General features: G+C 73.0%; 16 protein-coding genes and 1 pseudogene. 9 read left to right on the forward strand and 8 right to left on the reverse strand.

Annotated elements, in window-relative coordinates; translation table 11 throughout:
* Positions 1-149 precede the first annotated feature (149 nt).
* From ACFWVV_RS32305 to ACFWVV_RS32315, 3 genes are read right to left on the reverse strand one after another with little or no spacing between them, the layout of a single operon-like run.
* A complete protein-coding gene (locus tag ACFWVV_RS32305) occupies positions 150-1,754 on the reverse strand; it encodes an acyl-CoA carboxylase subunit beta (RefSeq protein ID WP_384342304.1) in 1,605 nt (534 codons plus the stop codon).
* A 34-nt stretch (positions 1,755-1,788) separates the two neighbouring features.
* Entirely contained in the window at positions 1,789-3,597 is a 1,809-nt protein-coding gene (locus ACFWVV_RS32310) for an acyclic terpene utilization AtuA family protein (RefSeq protein WP_384342302.1), read from the reverse strand.
* Positions 3,594-4,472, reverse strand: a complete 879-nt coding sequence (locus ACFWVV_RS32315) for a TIGR03084 family metal-binding protein (RefSeq protein WP_384342300.1) — start codon at positions 4,470-4,472, stop codon at positions 3,594-3,596. Before ACFWVV_RS32315 ends, ACFWVV_RS32310 begins: the two co-directional genes overlap by 4 nt.
* Positions 4,473-4,820: 348 nt before the next feature.
* On the opposite strand from ACFWVV_RS32315, the gene ACFWVV_RS32320 reads away from it, so the two are divergent.
* Positions 4,821-5,702 (forward strand): alpha/beta hydrolase, encoded by an 882-nt coding sequence (locus ACFWVV_RS32320; protein WP_384342298.1) that lies wholly within the window; start codon positions 4,821-4,823, stop codon positions 5,700-5,702.
* 104 nt (positions 5,703-5,806) lie between these two features.
* Here the strand turns inward: ACFWVV_RS32320 and ACFWVV_RS32325 are convergent, their stop codons facing one another.
* Positions 5,807-6,361: a GNAT family N-acetyltransferase gene (locus ACFWVV_RS32325; protein WP_384342296.1), complete on the reverse strand. Its 555-nt coding sequence runs from the start codon at positions 6,359-6,361 to the stop codon at positions 5,807-5,809.
* 290 nt (positions 6,362-6,651) lie between these two features.
* On the reverse strand, positions 6,652-7,002 hold the full coding sequence (locus tag ACFWVV_RS32330; protein WP_384342294.1) for a hypothetical protein: 351 nt from the start codon (positions 7,000-7,002) through the stop codon (positions 6,652-6,654).
* 305 nt (positions 7,003-7,307) lie between these two features.
* On the opposite strand from ACFWVV_RS32330, the gene ACFWVV_RS32335 reads away from it, so the two are divergent.
* Positions 7,308-7,625 carry a 4a-hydroxytetrahydrobiopterin dehydratase gene (locus ACFWVV_RS32335; protein WP_384342292.1) on the forward strand — a complete coding sequence of 106 codons (318 nt, stop codon included), beginning with the start codon at positions 7,308-7,310 and terminating at the stop codon, positions 7,623-7,625.
* Positions 7,626-7,855: 230 nt separating this feature from the next.
* On the opposite strand, the gene ACFWVV_RS32340 is transcribed toward ACFWVV_RS32335, so the two are convergent.
* Positions 7,856-8,044: a DUF397 domain-containing protein gene (locus tag ACFWVV_RS32340; RefSeq protein WP_384342867.1), complete on the reverse strand. Its 189-nt coding sequence runs from the start codon at positions 8,042-8,044 to the stop codon at positions 7,856-7,858.
* A 137-nt stretch (positions 8,045-8,181) separates the two neighbouring features.
* Between ACFWVV_RS32340 and ACFWVV_RS32345 the strand changes: the two genes are divergently transcribed.
* The gene (locus tag ACFWVV_RS32345) at positions 8,182-9,189 is read left to right on the forward strand and encodes a LuxR C-terminal-related transcriptional regulator (protein WP_384342291.1); all 1,008 of its coding nucleotides are present in this window, start codon (positions 8,182-8,184) and stop codon (positions 9,187-9,189) included.
* A gap of 134 nt (positions 9,190-9,323) precedes the next feature.
* Here the strand turns inward: ACFWVV_RS32345 and ACFWVV_RS32350 are convergent, their stop codons facing one another.
* Together ACFWVV_RS32350 and ACFWVV_RS32355 are read right to left on the reverse strand one after the other, a co-directional pair.
* A complete protein-coding gene (locus ACFWVV_RS32350; protein WP_384342865.1) occupies positions 9,324-10,181 on the reverse strand; it encodes a DMT family transporter in 858 nt (285 codons plus the stop codon).
* Positions 10,182-10,433: 252 nt separating this feature from the next.
* Positions 10,434-13,338, reverse strand: a pseudogene (locus ACFWVV_RS32355) (FAD-binding and (Fe-S)-binding domain-containing protein).
* 214 nt (positions 13,339-13,552) lie between these two features.
* On the opposite strand from ACFWVV_RS32355, the gene ACFWVV_RS32360 reads away from it, so the two are divergent.
* The 6 genes from ACFWVV_RS32360 to ACFWVV_RS32385 are packed head-to-tail and all read left to right on the forward strand — an operon-like array spanning position 13,553 to position 19,480.
* A complete protein-coding gene (locus ACFWVV_RS32360; protein WP_384342289.1) occupies positions 13,553-15,406 on the forward strand; it encodes a sensor histidine kinase in 1,854 nt (617 codons plus the stop codon).
* Positions 15,403-15,858, forward strand: a complete 456-nt coding sequence (locus ACFWVV_RS32365; RefSeq protein WP_384342288.1) for a roadblock/LC7 domain-containing protein — start codon at positions 15,403-15,405, stop codon at positions 15,856-15,858. Before ACFWVV_RS32360 ends, ACFWVV_RS32365 begins: the two co-directional genes overlap by 4 nt.
* Complete coding sequence (locus tag ACFWVV_RS32370; RefSeq protein WP_384342286.1) at positions 15,855-16,292, forward strand: DUF742 domain-containing protein; 438 nt, start codon at positions 15,855-15,857, stop codon at positions 16,290-16,292. The genes ACFWVV_RS32365 and ACFWVV_RS32370 overlap by 4 nt, the downstream gene beginning before the upstream one ends.
* On the forward strand, positions 16,285-16,935 hold the full coding sequence (locus tag ACFWVV_RS32375) for an ATP/GTP-binding protein (RefSeq protein WP_384342863.1): 651 nt from the start codon (positions 16,285-16,287) through the stop codon (positions 16,933-16,935). Before ACFWVV_RS32370 ends, ACFWVV_RS32375 begins: the two co-directional genes overlap by 8 nt.
* Positions 16,932-18,200, forward strand: a complete 1,269-nt coding sequence (locus tag ACFWVV_RS32380; protein ID WP_384342284.1) for a cytochrome P450 — start codon at positions 16,932-16,934, stop codon at positions 18,198-18,200. Before ACFWVV_RS32375 ends, ACFWVV_RS32380 begins: the two co-directional genes overlap by 4 nt.
* Positions 18,197-19,480: a cytochrome P450 gene (locus ACFWVV_RS32385; protein ID WP_384342282.1), complete on the forward strand. Its 1,284-nt coding sequence runs from the start codon at positions 18,197-18,199 to the stop codon at positions 19,478-19,480. The genes ACFWVV_RS32380 and ACFWVV_RS32385 overlap by 4 nt, the downstream gene beginning before the upstream one ends.
* The last annotated feature ends 112 nt before the right edge of the window (positions 19,481-19,592 follow it).

Consider the following 19,592-nt stretch of genomic DNA (forward strand, 5'->3'; position numbering starts at 1 on the left):
AGGAGTCTCTTTCCACTAGATCACCGCAGCCATGGGTGACGGAGCGCGCACCGAAAGCGGGCGGTACGGGCACAGGAAGCTCGGGAACACGGGACGCGTCGGGAGCACAGGACGCATCGGGGGCACGGGACGCGTCGGGAGCACGCACCTCACATCCGGAAGACACCGAACCCGCCGCGCACGCCCCGCACCGGAGCGGTGTGGACGGCGGACAGGCACAGGCCGAGGACGGTGCGGGTGTCGCGCGGGTCGATGACCCCGTCGTCGTACAGCCGCCCCGACAGGAACATCGGCAGTGACTCCGACTCGATCTGCTGTTCCACCATGGCGCGCAGTCCGGCGTCGGCCTCGTCGTCGTACGGCTGCCCCTTCGCGGCGGCGGAGGCGCGGGCGACGATCGACAGGACCCCGGCGAGCTGCTGCGGGCCCATGACCGCCGACTTGGAGCTGGGCCAGGCGAACAGGAAGCGCGGGTCGTAGGCGCGCCCGCACATGCCGTAGTGCCCGGCGCCGTAGCTGGACCCCATGAGCACGGACAGATGCGGGACCGTCGAGTTGGAGACGGCGTTGATCATCATCGCGCCGTGTTTGATGATGCCGCCCTGCTCGTACTCCTTGCCCACCATGTAGCCGGTGGTGTTGTGCAGGAAGACCAGGGGGATGTCGCGCTGGTTGGCGAGCTGGATGAACTGGGCGGCCTTCTGCGACTCCGCGCTGAAGAGCACGCCCTGCGCGTTGGCGAGGATGCCGACCGGGTAGCCGTGCAGGGTGGCCCAGCCGGTGACCAGGCTCGTCCCGTAGAGCGGCTTGAACTCGTCGAAGTCCGACCCGTCGACGATCCTGGCGATCACCTCGCGCGGGTCGAAGGGCACCTTGAGGTCACCGGGCACGATCCCGGCCAGCTCCTCGGCGTCGTACTTCGGCGGCAGGACTCCCGCCGGGTCCGGGTCGGGGTGTTCCTTGTGCCGGTTGAGCCGGGCGACGATGCGGCGGGCCTGGCGCAGGGCGTCGAGTTCGTCGAGCGCGTAGTGGTCGGCCAGACCGGACACGCGCGCGTGCATCTCGGCGCCGCCCAGCGACTCGTCGTCGCTCTCCTCCCCGGTGGCCATCTTCACCAGCGGCGGACCGCCGAGGAAGACCTTGGACCGCTCCCTGATCATCACGGTGTGGTCCGACATGCCGGGGACGTACGCGCCCCCGGCCGTCGAGTTCCCGAAGACGACGGCCACGGTGGGGATGCCGGCGGCGGAGAGCCGGGTGAGGTCGCGGAAGAGCGCGCCGCCGGGGATGAAGATCTCCTTCTGGGACGGCAGGTCGGCGCCGCCGGACTCGACGAGGCTGATCACCGGGAGCCGGTTCTCGTACGCGATCTGGTTGGCCCGCAGCGCCTTCTTCAGCGTCCAGGGGTTCGAGGCGCCGCCGCGTACGGTCGGGTCGTTGGCGGTGATCAGGCACTCGACGCCCTCCACGACCCCGATGCCGGTGACCATCGAGGCGCCGACCGGGTAGTCGCTCCCCCAGGCGGCGAGCGGCGAGAGCTCCAGGAACGGGGTGTCCGGGTCGACCAGCAGCTCGATCCGCTCACGGGCCAGCAGCTTGCCCCGCGCCCGGTGCCGGGCGACGTACTTCTCGCCACCGCCCGCAAGGGCCGCCGCGTGGGCGGCTTCGAGGTCGTCCAGCTTGGCGAGCATGGCGGTGCGGTGGGCGGCGTACTCGGGGCTCGTGGGGTCGAGGGTGGTGGCGAGGACGGTCATCGGGACGCCTCCGGGGTCACAGGGGGCCATCCGGTCACAGGAGTACCTCCGGTATGTCGAGGTGCCGGGAGCGGAGCCACTCGCCGACGGCCTTGGCCTGGGGGTCGAAGCGGGCCTGGGCGGCGACGCCTTCGCCGAGGAGCCCTCCGAGGGTGAAGTTGAGGGCGCGCAGGTGGGGCAGCACGGTGCGGGTGACCGCCAGTTCCGCCGTCTCGGGCAGCAACTGCCGCAGCCGTTCGACGGTCAGCTCGTGGGCCAGCCACCGCCACGCGTCGTCGGTCCTCACCCACAGCCCCACGTTGGCGTCGCCGCCCTTGTCGCCGCTGCGGGCCCCGGCGACCAAACCGAGGGGGGCACGGCGGGTGGGCTGCGCCCGGTGCGCGGACAGCGGCTTCGGAAGCTCCGGCTCCGGTACGTCGGTGAGCTCCCGCGTCCGTACGGGGCCCGGCACCGCCACCTCGCTCCCGTCGGGCAGCACCGCCGTGTGGGCGACCCGGTCGGCACCGACGGCGTGCGCCTCGAAGATCCCGTACGGCGCCCCCTTGCCGGGCGGGGCGCTCACGTGGAAGCCGGGGTAACTGGCGAGGGCCAGCTCGACGGCCGCACCGCTGACGGCCCGCCCGACGGTGTCCGGCTCGGGGTCCCGTACGACGAGCCGCAGCAGCGCACTCGCGGTCTCCTCGCTCCCGGCATCGTCCCGGTCCGTCCGGACGAGCTCCCAGCGCACGTCGGCGGGCCGTTTCCCGGCGGGACGCGGGGAAGGGGGGCCCTGGGGGGCGGAACCCGTGGCACCGGGACCCTCGAACGCGTCCTCCACCTGCCCCCGGACCAGCGCGGCCTTCTCCTCGATGTCGAGCCCGGTCAGCACGAACACCACTTCGTTGCGCCACCCCCCGAACCGGGTCACCCCGGCCTTCAGCGTGGGCGGCGGCGCCTCCCCGCGCACCCCGTCGATCCGCACCCGGTCCGGCCCTTCCTGGGTCAGCCGTACGGTGTCGAGGCGGGCGGTGGTGTCGGGCCCGGCGTACCGCGCGCTGCCCGTCTCGTACAGGAGCTGGGCGGTGACGGTGCCGACGTCGACGACGCCGCCGGTGCCGGGGTGTTTGGTGATGACGCCGGACCCGTCCGCCCGGATCTCGGCGAGCGGGAAGCCGGGGCGGCGGACGTCGTGGGCGCCGAAGAAGGAGTAGTTGCCGCCGGTGGCCTGGGCGCCGCACTCCAGCACGTGTCCCGCGACGACCGCGCCGGCGAGCTTGTCGTACTCCTCCAGGCCCCAGCCGAACCAGTGCGCGGCGGGCCCGGTGACGAGGGCGGCGTCGGTGACGCGGCCGGTGACGACGATGTCCGCCCCGGCGTCGAGGCAGGCGGTGATGCCGGCTCCGCCGAGGTAGGCGTTGGCGGTGAGGTCGCCGTACTCCTTTTCGCGGCTCCACTGCCCGGTCGCCATGAGGTCGTCGCCGTGGACGTACGCGACCCGGACGCCGATGCCGAGCCGCGAGGCCAACTCCCGTACCTCCTCGGCCAGTCCGGCGGGATTCAGCCCGCCCGCGTTGGTGACGACGCGCACGCCGCGCTCGTGGGCGAGCCCGAGCCCCTCCTCCAGCTGCTTGAGGAAGGTGCGCGCGTACCCCCTGGCGGGGTCCTTCAGCCATTCGCGGCCGAGGATGAGCATGGTCAGCTCGGCGAGATAGTCCCCGGTGAGGAAGTCGAGCTCGCCGCCGGTGAGCATGTCGCGGAAGGCGTCGAAGCGGTCGCCGTAGAACCCGGAGGCGTTGCCGATACGGAGGGGGGTACGGGGGGACTCACCGGGGGTGGGGCTGGGAGTGGGGGCGGGGCCACTCATGAAGAGGGCCTCTGCGTCCCGGCCCCCGCGGAGGGGTTCTTCTCTTCCGCGTCCGCAGAGGGATTCTTCGGCTCGGCCCCCGCCGACCCGGCCCCCTGCGGGGCGCGGCCCGCTCCCGGGGGTCCGGCGAAGGCCTGCGCGATGTCGAGCCACTGGTCGGCGTCGGCACCCTCGGCCCTCAGTGCCAGATCGTCGCGATGGGCACGCTGGGTGACCAGCAGGCAGAAGTCGAGCGCGGGCCCACTGATGCGCTGGGCGGCATCCTCGGGCCCGTACGCCCAGACGTCGCCGCCGGGGCCGACGAGTTCGACGCGGAACTCATCCCCGGGCGCGTCGAGGCCCCGTACGAAGTACGCGTAGTCCCGCGCCCTGACACCGATCCGCGCGACCTGCCGCAGCCGGTCGGTCGGCACCCGCCGTACGCCGAGGGCATCGGCGATGTCCTGCCCGTGCGCCCAGGTCTCCATGAGCCGGGCGGTGGCCATGGACGCGATACCCATCGGCGGCCCGTACCAGGGAAGACGTGTCCCGGCGGGGGCGTCCTTGAGCGCCTGCCACAGCCGGTCCCGCCCGTCCCGCCAGGCCGCCAGCAGCTCCCGGGGCGGCTGCGCGGCCCCCGCCCCGGCCCCCGCGTCGACGAACCCGTGCGGATCCTTCCCGGCCTTGGCAACCTCGTCCCGGAAGGCTTCCGGGTCGGTGGCGGCGAGCAGGGCAACGGCATCGGTCCAGGCGAGATGCGCGATCTGGTGGGCGATGGTCCAGCGCGGCGCGGGAGTGGACCTGCACCAGTCCGCCTCCCCCAACTCCGCCACCAGCGAGTCAACTTCACGGCTCTCGTCGCGCAAATCGTCGAGCACGGCGTCGAGTTCGGACACGTAACGCTCCCCTCGGGGCATGGATGCGTGTGCGGAGCATGGCAGCCATCCGAGAAACAAGCAAGCGTGCTTGAATTGTCGGCGAGCGGACTCTTCCGGCTGGACGGCCTCGGGCGGCGGGCGGCATGCCTGGGGAGGGCCGGCGTGCGTGGGGAGGGCCGGCAATTCGATGGCGAGCGCGCCGGGCGGGACCTAGGGTCCTGATCATGCACTCCTCACCCCTGGGCAACTGGCAGTCCCTGCGCATCCGTTCGGTGTCCCGGACTCGGTGCTGACCCGAGCGTTCCGTCGGCACCTGGTCATCCGCGCACTGTTCACCGTTCGCCTCAGGATGACGAGGACTTCTTCATGCGCAGCACCGCACACCCCACTTTCGTGTTCGTCCCCGGTGGGTCCAGCAACGCCCGGGCCTGGGGGCCGTTGCAGAACGAGCTGGCCCTGCGCGGGCTCCGCTCGTACGCCGTCGACCTGCCCGGTCACGGCGACCGCGCCGACCACCCGGCCGCCTACTACCGGCAGCCGCAGGACCTCGCGGCACTGGCCACCGCCCCCTCCCCGATGCGCGGCATCACGCTGCGGGACAACGTCCGTCACGTGGTGGACGTCCTGCGCCGGCTCGCCCCCTCGGGGCCACTGATCCTGGCGGGCAACAGCTTCGGCGGGCTGACCGTGACCGCCGTCGCGAACGCCGTGCCGGAACTCCTCGGCCGCGTGGTGTACCTGTCCGCGGTGTGCCTCGCCGACCCGGGGATGGTCACCGGGGAGTGGGACGTCGCTGATGACAACCTGCTGGATGCGGCGGCTGCCCGGATCGCGGTGCCGGACACCGCAAACCAGGGCGTGGTACGGCTGAACTGGCGTGCCGCACACACCGACCCGGCACTCTTCGCGCAGCTCAAGGCGGCTGTCATGGCGGACTCCACCGACCATCAGTTCCGGCTGCTGCTGGACTCCCTGGACCCCGACGAGAACTACGCGGTACTGGAACAGGGCGCGGTGGCCCGCCCCGCGCGGTGGGGGGTCGTCCCGCACACCTTCGTACGCCTCTCCGAGGACATGAGCATGCCCCCGGCCGTGCAGGACCACATGATCCGCAAGGCGGACGAGCTGACGCCGGACAACCCGTTCGACGTCCGCACGCTGGCCACCTCCCACACGGGCTACTTCAGCCGCCCGGACCTCTTCGCCGACCTGCTGGCGGACCTGGCCATCCCGGCATCGCGTAACTGATCACATCCGGCCCGGCCGGCCCCCTCCCCCGGCGGCGCGGCAGCGTTTCGCCGGGGGAGGGGGATGGCGGAAAGGGGACGCGTGCCCCGGCAGCCCGACTCTGGTCACGCACCTTCTCCGGCCGTGCCCGGCCGATCAATCCGGTAGAGGTAGTGGGTGCGGTCGTCGACGGGGTTGTCCGGCTCCAGGTCGCCCTCGGCGACCCGGCGCATTCCGGCCTTCTCCAGTACGCGCCAGGACGCCCGGTTGGCCGCCGACACCGGCACCAGGACGCAGGGCGCATCGGGGTGGTCGTGCCATGTCGCCTCGACAACCGACCGGATCATCCGTGGTCCGAGCCCCCGGCCGACCTGCTGCGGCTCACCGATCAGATAGTCGATGGTCATGGCCCCGGGAGGCACCTCGGCCAGGGTGGCGAGCTCAGCCAGGTACTCGGGGTAGTCGGACAGACAGCACCGCTGAACCAGGCCGATCGGGCTCTCGCCGAGGTGGATCAGGAGGTCCTCCGAAGGCTCCTCTCCCCTGGCGGCGGGGCCGAAGTCCCGTGAGACGGCCTCGGGCGAGGTCTCATGGTTCCACCGACGGGCCACGTGCGGCTGTTCCAACCAGGAGATCAGCAACGGGAAGTCGCGCTCGGCGAGCCGACGCCAGGTCATCATCCGGAAGCCTCCACGGCGGGACACGCGACAGGGGCCGAAAGCCTTGCAGCCACCGACCGGGACGGCAAGGTACGGGCTCTGCGGTGCCGCAGGTGTCGCAGGTGCCGCACCGGCGCGGTCTGCCTCCCGCGGGGGCTCCGACCCGTGCAGGGTCAGGCCGGAAAGGGCCACCGACACAGGTCCGAGAGGTCGACCGACACAAGCACGAGACCGGCCCACCGACACAGGCACGAGGCTGGTCGACCGACTCAGGCACGCCATGAGGCTCCGGTGCAGGCAGACCGCTTGCACTACCGACGGGCGGTCTCCTGCACGCCGAGCAGCAGCCCGCCTTCCATGACGGCGGTCACCACCCGCGCGTCCACGACGGAGCCGTCCACGAGGTGGCGTTCCAGGAACCGGTACACGTCGGGGGTGACGCGGGTGACTTCCCCGATCCGGATCGACAAACCGGGCCGGCTGCCGCCCGCACCACGCAGCGCTTCTCGAAGCGTCCCCAGGTCAAGAATCGCTCCGTCTGTCGTCACGAGCGCGAAGGACTCGTGGTGCGCACCCAGGAAGGCGTCGAGGCTCTCGGCATCGCCATCCCGCAGCCATGCGGCCAACTGGTCGTGGTGCCGGGCCAGAAAGTTCTCGTCCATCCCCCCACTTTGGCAGTCGACGCCTCCATGCCGGAGACCGGCCCGGGACGCCACTTCCCGCCCGTACGGGACGCTTGTCGATCCGGCGTACATCCTGGGGTCCCCTGCGGCGGTGCCGACATGAGATGCCGGGTGCTGTACGCCGTCGCCTGCGGGGCAGGTGGCGCGAATCGCAGGCGTAAGTCGATCGGCGTGCATGCCGGACGAGTTGGGCAACCTGGAGGGGGTAATGGGCCCATGGCAGGATGCCCGGAGAGGCCAGGACCTCATCGAGGCCTTGGCCCTCGCACACGAGAGGGGATGACGTGGGACAAGGACCCGTACCGCTGTCGGATCAGGAGATCGCGGAACGCCTGGAGGATCTGCCGGGATGGGAGCAGGTCGGCCACGAGATCGTCCGACGGTACGAGATCGGCTATCACGAGGCCGTCGCCGCCCTCGTCACCATCGCCGACCGGTCCCGACGGGTGGAACACCACGCGGGCCTCGACCTCCGCGTCGGCAGCCTGACCGCGCGGATCACCTCACCCGACGCGGGCAACGTGCTGACCGCCGCGGACTTCGACCTGGCGTACCGCATCGACGCGATCATGGCTGCCCACCAGGCGCTCCCGCTGGACTGACAGGGCACGGCATCGAAGTTCACCGGTCGGTGCTCCATGAACCACTGGCAGGTACGCGCCCCCTCATGCCCATCTCCCCGTCGTCCGCAGCCCAGGCTGCCCGCGAACGTGCCGCGACGCGCCTGCGCGAACTGCGTGCGGACGCGGGAATCTCCGGGGTGAGCCGGCAGCCCCTCTGCGGCTGGCGCTCGACAGAGAGGTGGGTGAGCAGAGCGCCGGCCGGCCCGGGTTCACCGGCCGGGCACTCCCTGCAACGTCGCCACGAATGCGTGCCGGCCCTCGGCAGGGAAGATCAGCGCGGGGCCGGTCGGGTTCTTGCTGTCGCGGACGGCGCGCCCGTCAACAAGGGTGCATGCCCATGACGCAGTCCCCTTGCTGGTCCGAGTACGACGGCTTGGTGAACGGGCTGACGATCTCAGTGGTCACAGTTCCTCTGTCGATTCCCTTGGGGCGACGAGAAGTCGCTGAATCCGTTCCCCGGTCACACCCTTGCGGATCCCGTACTTGAAGATCGAGTGACGGATGTACGGACCGTTTCGGCACGGGGGAGAGCGATATGGGGCACCTGCTCGGTTTTCTGGGCGTCAGTGAGAGGGAGGATCACGTCTACCGCGCGCTCCTGCGGTGCGAAGCCCTCCACCCGGCCACCGGGCGGGGAGCGCCGGATTCCGAATCCCCCGGCTCCCCCACCGAAGCCGAACTGTCCCGGCTGGTCGCGCTCGGGCTGGCCACCCGCGGCGCCGCCGGGGTGGTGCGCCCGGTCCCGCCGCCCCGGGCCGTGGACGCACTGATCGAGGGCCGGCTGCGCATCCTCCGCGACGAGCTGGAGAGCGCGGTCGTACGGCACGACGTTCTGGAGTCCCTCTTCGAAGAGCGCAGGCCGTCGCCCTCCTCCCCGCGCACCGAGGCCGGTGACGGCAAGCAGACGGTCATCCCGCTGCACGGGATCGACGCCGTACGGGAGATCATCGACGAGCTGACCTTCTTCGCCCGCTCCGAGGACCTGACCACCGACCCCGTCGGCGTGATGTCCGCCGAGTCCATCGCCCTCTCGCGTCCGATCAACATGCGGCTGCTGCGGCGCGGGGTGCGGATGCGCACCATCATGGGCGCGGCGGTCCTGCGGGACGAGGCCAGCCTCGCGTACCTGCGGGAACTGGTGGAGCACGGTGCCGAGGTACGGGTTTCCCGACGGCCCGTCGAGCGCATGATCATCGTCGACCGGCAGGCCGCCCTCACCCCCATCGACCCCGGCCACACCGCCAAGGGGGCGCTGCTGGTGCGCGAGCCGGGCCTCGTAACGACCCTGGTCTCGCTGTACGAGCGGATGTGGGAGGCCTCCGAGGAGCTCCCCGACGAGGACACCTCGCCTCTCCCCTCGGACATCGAGCGCAAGGTGCTCGCCCTGCTGAGGACGGCGGACAAGGACGAGACGGCCGCCCGTCAGCTGGGCGTCTCCATCCGCACCTACCGCAAGCATCTGGCGGCCCTCATGCGCCGCCTGGGAGCGGCGAACCGGGTGGAGGCAGCACTCATCGCCCACGAAAGGGGCTGGCTCGCCTGAGGGGCCGGGCGCCTGGGGCGGGCCCCCGCGCGGCCGACGGGCGCAGACGCGCCGGTCCGGGGACGTCAGCCCGGTGCGCCGGACAGGTCGCCGGCACCGCCCCGAACCGAAGCGCGCCCCGCACCGAAGCGCCCCTACACCGACGCCACCTTCCGCCGCGACTGGCTGCGCACCGCGCCCACGCTCGCGCCGATGACCAGTGCGATGGCCAGCGCGTCCACGAGCGACAGCGCCTGGTGCAGCACGAGGAACCCGGCCCCGGCCGCGATCGCCGGCTCCAGGCTCATCAGCACCGCGAAGGTCGGCGCCGGCATCCGCCGCAGGGCGATCATCTCCAGCGTGTACGGCAGGACGGAGGACATCAGCGCGACGGCCGCACCCAGCAGGAGCGTCATCGGGTCGAACAGCTTCGCCCCCGCGCTCACCACTCCCAGCGGCAGGCTCAGCACCGCCGCCACGCCCAGCGCCAGCGCCAGCCCGTCCGCCTGCGGGAACCGCCGCCCGGTCCGTGCGCTGAAGACGATGTACGCGGCCCAGCACGCGCCGGCGGACAGCGCGAAGGCCGCCCCCGCCAGGTCCAGCCCGCCGAACCCGGCGACCCCGAGCAGCGCCACTCCCGCCAGCGCGAGCGCGGCCCACAGCACGTTGATCCACTGCCGGGTCGCGAACACCGACAGGGCGAGCGGCCCGAGCACTTCGAGCGTCACGGCGGCTCCCAGCGGAATCCGCTCGGCCGCCTGGTAGAACAGCCCGTTCATCCCCGCCATGGTCACGCCGAAGACCAGGACCGTCGCCCAGTCCGCCCTCGTGTACCCGCGCACCGTGGGCCGGCAGATGACCAGCATCGCCAGGGCGGCCAGCGCGAGCCGGAGCGCGACCACGCCCGCCGCCCCCGTGCGCGGCATGATCAGCACGGCCAGCGACGCCCCGAACTGAACGGAGAGCCCCCCGGCCACCACCAGCGCCACCGGCCCCAGCCCACCGCTCCGCATGCGCCCGCGCAGGCCGCCACCCGGCACCCGCCCTCGCAGGCCCCCGCGCTTCGGCCCGCCCTCCAGCCCGGCGCTGCTCGCGGCGAGGACACCGGCCTCGGCGTCAGTGGTGACTCCGGCGGGAGTCTGAACCTCGTTCACTCTGATGCACCTCTTGTTCAATGGGCTGTACTCCCATGGTGGCATGCCCGCACGCCGCACCCGCCGGATTTTCCGGGTCGGGCCCGCCCACACGCACCCCCCACGCACGCGCTACAGCTCGTCCGCCAGCACCTCGGCCAGGTGGCGGGCGGGCGGACCCTGCGTCAGCTGCGCCAGCTGCGTCCGGCACGAGTAGCCGTCGGCCAGGAGTTCACCGCCGGGCGCGAGGGCCCGGACGGCGGGCAGGAGCTGATCCTCCGCGCAGGCCGTGGACACCTCGTAGTGGCCCTTCTCGAAGCCGAAATTGCCCGCCAGGCCGCAGCAGCCCCCCACCAGTGTGCCGGTCAGACCCGCCTTCTCGCGCAGCCGGCGTTCCGCGTCGTCGCCGAGGACGGCGTGCTGGTGGCAGTGGGTCTGGCCCGCGACAGGGCGCTCCAGCCGGGGCGGGGCCCAGTGCGGGGCGTACTCCTCCAGCGCCTGCGCGAAGGTACGGACGCGGGAAGCGAGGCGGGCCGCCGCGGGGTCGTCGGGGAGGAGCTCGGGGAGGTCCGTGCGCAGGGCGGCGGCGCAGCTGGGTTCGAGCACCACGAGCGGAAGCTCGCCACCGGTCCGCTCCCCGGCAGCCCCGGCCTGTCCCCCGCCGGTCCGCTCGACGGCAGTACCCGCCGGGCCCCCGACCGCCCGCACCGTACGGCGCATGACCGCGCGGGCACGGTCGAGCTGGCCGGTGGAGACGGTACGTCAGCCCGCAGCACAGGCCCGCGCGGGGCAGCCGTACGCGCAGACCGGCCGCCTCCAGGACGCGTACCGCGGCGATGCCCACGGAGGGCGAGAGGTGGTTGGTGAAGGTGTCGGGCCACAGGAGCACCGTGGGAGCCCCGGCCGCTGCGGGGACAGGGGGGCGGGCGCGGGCCCAGTGGCGGAAGGTGCGGGGGGCCAGTGGCGGGATCCGGCGTTCGGGGGTAATGCCGGTCAGCTTCTTGGCCAGGGCGGACAGGGCGTCGACCCGGGCCGCCGCGTTGGCCTGCCGGGCGAAGGGGGCGGCCAGCCGCAGCCACTCGGGGAGCCGGCCCAGCGCGTAGTGGGAGGGCGGCCGCAGGCGGCCCCGGTAGTGCTGGTGGAGGAACTCCGCCTTGTAGGTGGCCATGTCCACGCCGACGGGGCAGTCCGTGCGGCACCCCTTGCAGGAGAGGCAGAGATCGAGGGCGTCGGCGACCTCGGGGGACCGCCAGCCGCCCTGCACGACCTCGCCCGCGAGCATCTCGTGCAGCAGCCGGGCCCGGCCGCGCGTGGAGTGGGCCTCCTCGCCGGTGGCCCGGTAGGAGGGGCACATCACGCCCGCGGTGCCCGCCACCGACTCCGTACGGCACTTGGCCACGCCCACGCAGCGGCGGACGGCGGCGGAGAAGTCGCCGCCGTCGTGCGGGTAGGCGAACGCCAGGCCGCGCACCGGTTCCGTGGGCAGGACGGCGAAGCGGAGGTTCTCGTCGAGGCGGGCGGGGCGGGCCAGTACGCCCGGGTTCATGCCGCCCGCCGGGTCCCAGACGTCCTTGAAGCGGGAGAAGAGGCCGACCAGTTCCGGTCCGTACATCCGGGGCAGCAGTTCGGCCCTGGCGAGGCCGTCGCCGTGTTCGCCGGAGAGGGAGCCGCCGTGGGCGGTGACCAGGTCGGCCAGCTCCTCGGAGAAGCGGCGGAATGCGGCGATGCCGGGCCCGCTCAGCAGGTCGAAGTCGATGCGGGCGTGGATGCAGCCGTCGCCGAAGTGCCCGTACGGGGTGCCGCGCAGGCCGTGGTCCGACATCAGTGCCCGGAAGTCGCGGAGGTAGGCGCCCAGCCGGGCCGGGGGCACCGCGCAGTCCTCCCAGCCGGGCCACGCCTCTGAGCCGTCCGGCATCCGGGTCGCGGTGCCGGCGGCGTCCTCGCGGATCCGCCACAGGGCCCGCTGTCCTGCGGCGTCCTCGACCACGGTGCCGTCGAGCGCCCCGGCCCCGCGGACGATCTGCTGGGCGCGGGTGCGGGCCTCGCCGGGGCTTTCGCCGCCCGTCTCGACGAAGAGCCAGGCCGCCCCGCGCGGCAGCGCCGCCCGCTCCCCGTCCGGCACCAGGTCGGCGGCCATGCCCTCGACGGTCAGCGGGCCGTACGGGAGGATGCCGGGCGCCGCGTCGGCCGCCGCGCTCTCGTCCCCGTAGCCGAGTACGGCCAGGCCGCGCGCGCGTGGCGCCTCCACCAGACGCACGGTCGCCTCGGTGACCACGCCGAGGGTGCCTTCGCTGCCGCAGAAGGCACGGGCCAGGTCCACGCCGTTCTCCGGAAGCAGCGCGTCCACGGCGTACCCGGAGATACGGCGCGGGAGGTCGGGGAACCCGGTGCGCAGCAGGGCGAGATGACTTTCGGTCAGTTCGCGCAGGCGTGCCCGCAGTGGTTCCGGGACCGCGTCCCAGCCGCCCCGGGAGAGCCGCAGTTCCTCGCCCCCGTAGGTGCGGACGGTCAGTGCGCGCACCTGGTCGGCGGTGGTGCCCCAGGCCACCGAGTGCGCGCCGCAGGAGTTGTTGCCGATCATGCCGCCGAGGGTGCAGCGGCTGTGGGTGGACGGGTCGGGGCCGAACGTCAGGCCGTGCACGGCCGCCGCCGCGCGCAGTTCGTCCAGTACGACACCGGGGCGGACCACCGCCGTGCGGGCCACCGGGTCCAGGTCGAGGATCTGCCGCAGGTGGCGGGTGGTGTCCAGGACCACTCCCGTCCCGGTCGCCTGTCCTGCGATGGAGGTGCCGCCGCCGCGCGGGACGACCGGCACCCCGTGCGCCCGGCAGACGGCGAGCGCCGCGGCGACGTCGTCGGGGTCGCGCGGGGCGACCACCCCGAGCGGTACCCGCCGGTAGTTGGAGGCGTCCATCGTCGTCAGGGCCCGGGCGGCGGCGTCGAAGGACACCTCGCCGCGGACGGCCCCGCGCAGTGCCGCCGCCAACTCGGTGGCCACGGGTGCCGCTTGCGTGTTCTCGCTGCGTTGATCAGCCATGGAGCCAGCATGCCGGGTGCCGCGTATCGGGCGGTGTCGGGCGACTTGTCCCCCGTTTCCTTAGGAGAATCCGACAGAGATACAGACAGAAACTTTCCCAACTGATCATCAACTCTCTTATAGTGGGCACGCTTTATGGCGGACTTTTCACTTCCGTTCCGCGCCGCCTGCCTTGTCGCCTTGCTCCGCTCCCCCTCAAGAGGCCTGCTTCCTCATGTCCACGCGCCGAGCGTCCGCACTCGCCCTGTCGATATCGGCGGCCCTCAGCGGCCTGCTGCTCCTGTGGGCGGTGTGGGCCGCACCCGAGGCGGTGCGGGCCCCGCTGGCCTGGGGCGGTGGCGGCGCGGCCGTGCTGCTGACGGCCGCCGTCACCGTCGCCACGTACGCCCTCCGGCAGACGCGCGCGCTGCGCGAGAGGTCCGCCAGGGTCGAGACGGACGCCCGGCGGTTCGCCACCGAAACCGTCCCCGAGCTGGTCGCACGGCTGCGCGCCGGGGACTCCGCGGACACCGCGCTGACCGCCACCACCCGCACGCTGGGCGAGCTGGACCACTCTCACGCGCGCGCCCTGCTGAGCACGCTCGCCACCGAGATCGGCCGCGGCGAGTCCTCCCGGGCCGCCGCGATGGCCGCCTGCGCGAACGCCGCGGGCCGCATGCAGGCTCTGGCCACGAGCATGCTGGCCGACCTCCGCGAGATGGAGCACCGGCACACCGACGAGGACGTGCTCGGCGATCTGCTGCACCTGGACCACCGCACCGCCCAGGCCGGCCGGCTCGCGGACAGCATCGCCATCCTGACCGGGGCACGCTCCGGCCGCAGGTGGGCGAAGCCGATCGTGATGGAGTCCGTGCTGCGCGGCGCCATGGGCCGCATCAACGGCTACCAGCGCGTCCGGCTGCACTCCACGAGCGAGGTGGCCGTCGCCGGTCACGCGGCCGAGGGCGTGATGCACGCGCTCGCCGAACTCCTCGACAACGCTGCCAACTTCTCGCCGCCCACCGCCGAGGTCCACGTCTACGTGGAGGAGGTCCCGGCCGGGCTCATCATCACCGTCGAGGACAGCGGCCTCGTCATGAGCGACGTCCAGCTGCGGCGGGCCGAACGCGCGGTCTCCGCCGACCGGCCGCTCGACCTGACCGGCCTGTCCGGCACCCGGCTCGGCCTCGCCGTGGTCGGCTGCCTGGCCCGCAAGCACCAGCTGACGGTGTCCTTCCGGCCGTCCGCGCGCGGCGGTACGGGCGCGCTGATGCTGCTGCCGCAGGAACTGCTGACCCAGCCCCAGTCGGCGGGCCCGGCCGGCCGCCACGACACCGGATCGCTCCGCCGCCCCGCCGCCCCGGCCGAACTCCCGGCGCGCAGGCGCGAGGCGGAGCCCGCCGCCCCAGCCGTAGGTGCACGCACCTACGAGCCCGCCGCAGGTGCAGGCGCCTATGAGCCCGCCGCAGGTGCAGGCGCATACGAACTCCCCGCACCGGCACCCGCACCCACACCCGCACCCACACCCACCGCAGCGTCGTCGTCGTACGACCTCCCCGCACCCGAGCGGGAGGCCACCGCCGGCCACTCCCTCGCCGAGGCCACCGGGGCCGCTGGGACCGCCGGGACCGCTGGGACCACCGGGGTCGTTGGAACCGCCGAGCCCGCCGAGCCCGCGTACGGGCGCCCGGACAGGCCCGCAGCGGAACCCCCCTTCCCGAGCCCGGTCGCGACCCCCGCCCCGGCCCCCGCCGCGCGCACCAACCCGGGCCCGCTCCTGGCCGCCGTCCCTCCGGCGGCCCCGGTCCCCCTCGCCGAGTCCTCCTCCGACACCGCCGGCGGGATCCCCCAGTTCGGCGAGAGCGGGCTGCCCAAGCGGCGCCGGGGCCGCACCCTGGCCGCCGCGCACCCCGAGGGCCCCGACGCCCCGGCCAGGCCCGCCGCCAAACCGGCCGACCGCCGGGCCGCCACGGCGCGCTTCAGCACCTTCCGCCAGGCCGTCCAGGGCCAGGCGCAACCCCAGAACCAGGCCCGGGGCACGACCGACCCGACCGCCACCCCGCATCCGGAAGGCAACGAGAACCGATGACCGCCACCACCGACGAGAAGCTCAACTGGTTGCTGGAGAGCCTCCTGGAGCGCACCCCCGGCGCCCGGCACGCTCTCGTGCTGTCCCGCGACGGCCTCAAGCTGTGCCGCACCCCCGAGCTCTCCGTCGACCGGGCCGACCAGCTGGCCGCCATCGCCTCCGGCATCCAGAGCCTGACGCACGGCGCTTCGATGGAGTTCGGGGACGGCAGCGGCGGAGTGCGGCAGGCGATGGCCGAGTTCTACGGCGGCATCCTGTTCATCGTCGAGGCGGGCGCGGGCGCGCACCTCGCGGTGATCGCCGACGAGGACTCCGACGTCGGCCTCATCGGCCACAACATGAGCGAACTCATCGAGCAGCTCGGCGAGCACCTGAGCGCGGAGCCCCGCGCCCACCCCGCCACCGCCGCCGCCAGGACGAGCAGGGGCGCCGACAGCACCCTTCCCGCATGAGCACGCCGGGACAGGCACGTACCCCGGAAACCCCCGACGCCACCGGACCCTCGGGCGCCCCGGGCCACCGGGCCCGCCCGCCGCGTCCCGGCCGCGACGACTCCCCCGACCGGCTCTACACCGTCACCGGGGGCCGCAGCCGCGCCCACTCGGACGCGTTCGACCTGGTCACCCTGGTCGTCGCGGAGTGCGAACCGGCCCCGGGCATGCAGTCCGAGCACGCGGCGATCCTGCGGATGTGCGACTACCCGATCGCCGTCGTGGAGATCGCCGCCGAACTCGCCCTGCCCGTCGGCATCACCCGCATCCTCCTCGCCGACCTGCTCGACACCGGCCGGATCAGCGCCCGTCACCCGCGCCCGGCACCGGATTCCGCCCAACTCCCCGAACCCGAACTCCTGGAGCAGGTGCTCGTTGGCCTCCGAAATCTCTGACGCAAGGACCCCAGGCGCGGCCCCCGCCGCATCCGGCAGGTCCCACCTGTCCCGTACCGCCGACAACGGTCTCAAGATCGTCATCGTCGGTGGCTTCGGCGTCGGCAAGACCACCCTGGTCCGCTCCGTCAGCGAGATCCGTCCCCTCAACACCGAGGAGACGATGACCCGCGCCGGAGAGGCCGTCGACGACCTGCAAGGCGTCAGCACCAAGTCCTCGACCACCGTCGCCTTCGACTTCGGCCGGATCTCGGTCAACGACCGCACGGTCCTCTACCTGTTCGGCGCCCCCGGCCAGGAGCGCTTCTGGTTCCTGTGGGACCGGCTCTTCTCCGGCACGCTCGGCGCGGTCGTCCTCGTCGACACCCGCCGCCTCGCCGACTCCTGGTACGCGATCGACCGGCTCGAACACCACGGCACCCCGTTCGTCGTGGCCCGCAACGACTTCGGCGGACCGCAGCACACGGACGCCCAGGTCCGTGAGGCGCTCGACCTGCCCGACGACGTACCCATGATCACGTGCGACGCCCGCGACCGCGCGTCCAGCAAGAACGTGCTGATCACCCTCGTCGAGCACCTGCACGCCCTGTCGACCACCGCCCGCGAGCCCGCCCGCACTCCCCGAGAGGGCGCAGCCCTGTGACGACCACCCCGCCCCCCGGCTGCCCCGCCCACGCCCAGGACCCCGGGTACGTGCCGCTCTCGGGGCCGCGCTTCCAGAGCGACCCGGTCGCCCTCTACCGCGACATGCGCCGCGAGCACGGTCCGGTCGTCCCGGTCACCCTCCCCGGCGACATCCCGGCCTGGCTGGTGGCCGGTTACCGCGAACTGCACCAGGTCACCTCCGACCCGGTCCTCTTCTCCCGCGACTCCGAGCTGTGGAACCAGTGGGACGCCGTGCCCGCCGACTGGCCGCTGCTCCCCATGATCGGCCGCAGGCAGCCGTCGATCCTCTACACCGTCGGCGAACGCCACACCCGCCGCGCCAGGATGATCAGCGACGCGCTCGAAGCCGTGGACCCCTTCGAACTCAAGCGGCACGCCGAGCAGTTCGCCGACGGGCTCATCGACGCGTTCTGCACCACGGGCGAGACCGACATCATCAGCCAGTTCGCGATGCTGCTCCCGGTCCGCGTCCTGGCGAAGATCTACGGCATCCCCGACGACCAGGGCCCCGGCCTCGTCGCCGCGCTCAACGACATGATCGACGGCCGTGAGCACGCCCTCGCGGGCCAGCAGCACGTCACCCAGACCATGACCGCCCTGCTCGCCGACAAGCAGGCGACGCCCGGCCAGGACGTGACGTCCCGGATGCTGGCCACCGGCGCAGGCCCCGACGGGTTCAGCCCCGCGGAGGTCCTCCAGGACCTGATGGTCATGATGGCGGCGGGCCACCAGCCGACCGCCGACTGGATCGGCAACACGATGCGCCTCATGCTCACCGACGACCGCTTCACCGCCTCGCTCTCCGGCGGCCGGCACAGCGTCGCCGAGGCCATGAACGAGGTGCTCTGGGAGGACACCCCCACCCAGAACGTGGCCGGCCGCTGGGCGTCCCGCGACACCCGGCTCGGCGGGCGCGCGGTCGCCGCCGGGGACCTGCTGCTGCTCGGTCTGGCCGCCGCGAACGGCGACCCCCAGGTCCGTACCGACGCCTCCGTGCTGACCGGCGGCAACAACGCGTTCTTCTCCTTCGGCCACGGCGAGCACCGCTGCCCGTTCCCCGCGCAGGAGACCGCCGAGGTCATCGCCCGTACCGCCGTGGAAGTCCTCCTCGACCGGCTGCCCGACATCGATCTGGCCGTGCCCGCCGAGTCCCTGACCCGTCGCCCGTCCCCCTGGCTGCGCGGACTGACCGCGCTGCCGGTGACGTTCACGCCCACTCCCGCCCTTGGAGGCACCGCATGACCGAGACGACCGCCGCAGGACCGGCGACCTGCCCCGTGACCGGGGCGGGCGGCGCCGGAGCAGCCGAGCCGATAGCCCTCGACCCGTTCGTGCGCGACCTCGTCGGCGAGGGCGCCCGGCTGCGCGAGGCGGGCCCGCTCGCCCGCGTGGTGCTCCCCGGCGGCGTCCCCTGCTACGCGGTCACCCACCACACCGAGGCCCGCGCGCTCCTCAACGACCCGCGCGTGGTCAAGGACATCAACCACTGGAACGCCTGGCAGCGCGGCGAGATCGCCATGGACTGGCCGCTGATCGGCCTGGTCAACCCGGGCCGCTCGATGCTCACCGTGGACGGCCCCGAGCACCGAAGACTGCGCCTGCTGGTCGCCCAGGCGCTGACCGTGCGCCGGGTGGAGCGCCTGCGCGCCGGCATCGAGACCGTCACCGAAGCCCTGCTGGACGACCTCGCCGCGCAGGCGCAGGGCGAGAGCGTCGACCTGAAGGCCCTGTTCGCCGCGCCGCTGCCGATGAAGGTCGTCACCGCGCTGATGGGCGTCGAGAAGGTGGTCACCCCGCGGCTGACGGCGGTCTTCGACCGGTTCTTCTCCAGCGAGACCGCGCCGGGCGAGATGCCCAAGGTGCTCGCCGAGATCGACGAGATCTTCACCGAGGTCGTCGCCGAGAAGCGCGCCCAGCCGGGCGACGACCTCACCAGCGCCCTGCTCCAGGCCTCCGAGGAGGGCGACCGGCTCACCGAGGAAGAAATCCTCAACACCATCAAGGTCATGATCATCGCCGGTCACGAGACGACGATCAGCCTGATCCTGCAGGCCGTCATCGGCCTGGAGACCCACCCCGAGCAGCGCGCCAAGGTCCTGGCGGGCGAGGTCCCGTGGGAGAACGTCATCGAGGAGACGCTCCGCTGGTCGACCCCGACCTCCCACGTGCTGCTGCGCTACGCCACCGAGGACGTCCCCGTCGGCGACTCGGTCCTGCCCAAGGGCGAGGCGCTGGTCGTCTCCTTCGGTGCGATCGGCCGGGACGAGCGCGTGCACGGCGAGAGCGCCGAGGACTTCGACGTCACCCGCGACAGCGTCAAGCACATCAGCTTCGGGTACGGTCCGCACGTCTGCCCCGGCGCCGCCCTGTCCCGGCTGGAGGCCGCCGTCGCCCTCCCCGCGCTGTACGCCCGCTTCCCGGGCCTGACCCTCGCGGTCGACGCCTCCGAGCTGCGCAACAGGCCGGTCGTGACCCAGAACGACCTCGTCGAGGTCCCGGTCCTCCTGCACCAGCAGGGCTGAGGGCCCCGCCGCACTGCCCCTGTCTCCGTACCTCTCGTACGAAGACACACCACGAGCCGGAGTGCCGGTCGTCTCATCCGCCGGACGGATCTCCACACCGCCCCCCGGAAGC

It is taken from the genome of Streptomyces sp. NPDC058663 (genome assembly GCF_042716745.1).
Lineage (GTDB): Bacteria > Actinomycetota > Actinomycetes > Streptomycetales > Streptomycetaceae > Streptomyces.

Excerpts from the sequence above, each read along its gene's own strand:
- ACFWVV_RS32305 (WP_384342304.1), bottom strand. The coding sequence starts at position 1,754 with ATGACCGTCCTCGCCACCACCCTCGACCCCACGAGCCCCGAGTACGCC.
- ACFWVV_RS32310 (WP_384342302.1), bottom strand. The coding sequence starts at position 3,597 with ATGAGTGGCCCCGCCCCCACTCCCAGCCCCACCCCCGGTGAGTCCCCC.
- ACFWVV_RS32320 (WP_384342298.1), top strand. The coding sequence starts at position 4,821 with ATGCGCAGCACCGCACACCCCACTTTCGTGTTCGTCCCCGGTGGGTCC.
- ACFWVV_RS32325 (WP_384342296.1), bottom strand. The coding sequence starts at position 6,361 with ATGATGACCTGGCGTCGGCTCGCCGAGCGCGACTTCCCGTTGCTGATC.
- ACFWVV_RS32330 (WP_384342294.1), bottom strand. The coding sequence starts at position 7,002 with ATGGACGAGAACTTTCTGGCCCGGCACCACGACCAGTTGGCCGCATGG.
- ACFWVV_RS32345 (WP_384342291.1), top strand. The coding sequence starts at position 8,182 with ATGGGGCACCTGCTCGGTTTTCTGGGCGTCAGTGAGAGGGAGGATCAC.
- ACFWVV_RS32350 (WP_384342865.1), bottom strand. The coding sequence starts at position 10,181 with ATGCGGAGCGGTGGGCTGGGGCCGGTGGCGCTGGTGGTGGCCGGGGGG.
- ACFWVV_RS32360 (WP_384342289.1), top strand. The coding sequence starts at position 13,553 with ATGTCCACGCGCCGAGCGTCCGCACTCGCCCTGTCGATATCGGCGGCC.
- ACFWVV_RS32365 (WP_384342288.1), top strand. The coding sequence starts at position 15,403 with ATGACCGCCACCACCGACGAGAAGCTCAACTGGTTGCTGGAGAGCCTC.
- ACFWVV_RS32370 (WP_384342286.1), top strand. The coding sequence starts at position 15,855 with ATGAGCACGCCGGGACAGGCACGTACCCCGGAAACCCCCGACGCCACC.
- ACFWVV_RS32385 (WP_384342282.1), top strand. The coding sequence starts at position 18,197 with ATGACCGAGACGACCGCCGCAGGACCGGCGACCTGCCCCGTGACCGGG.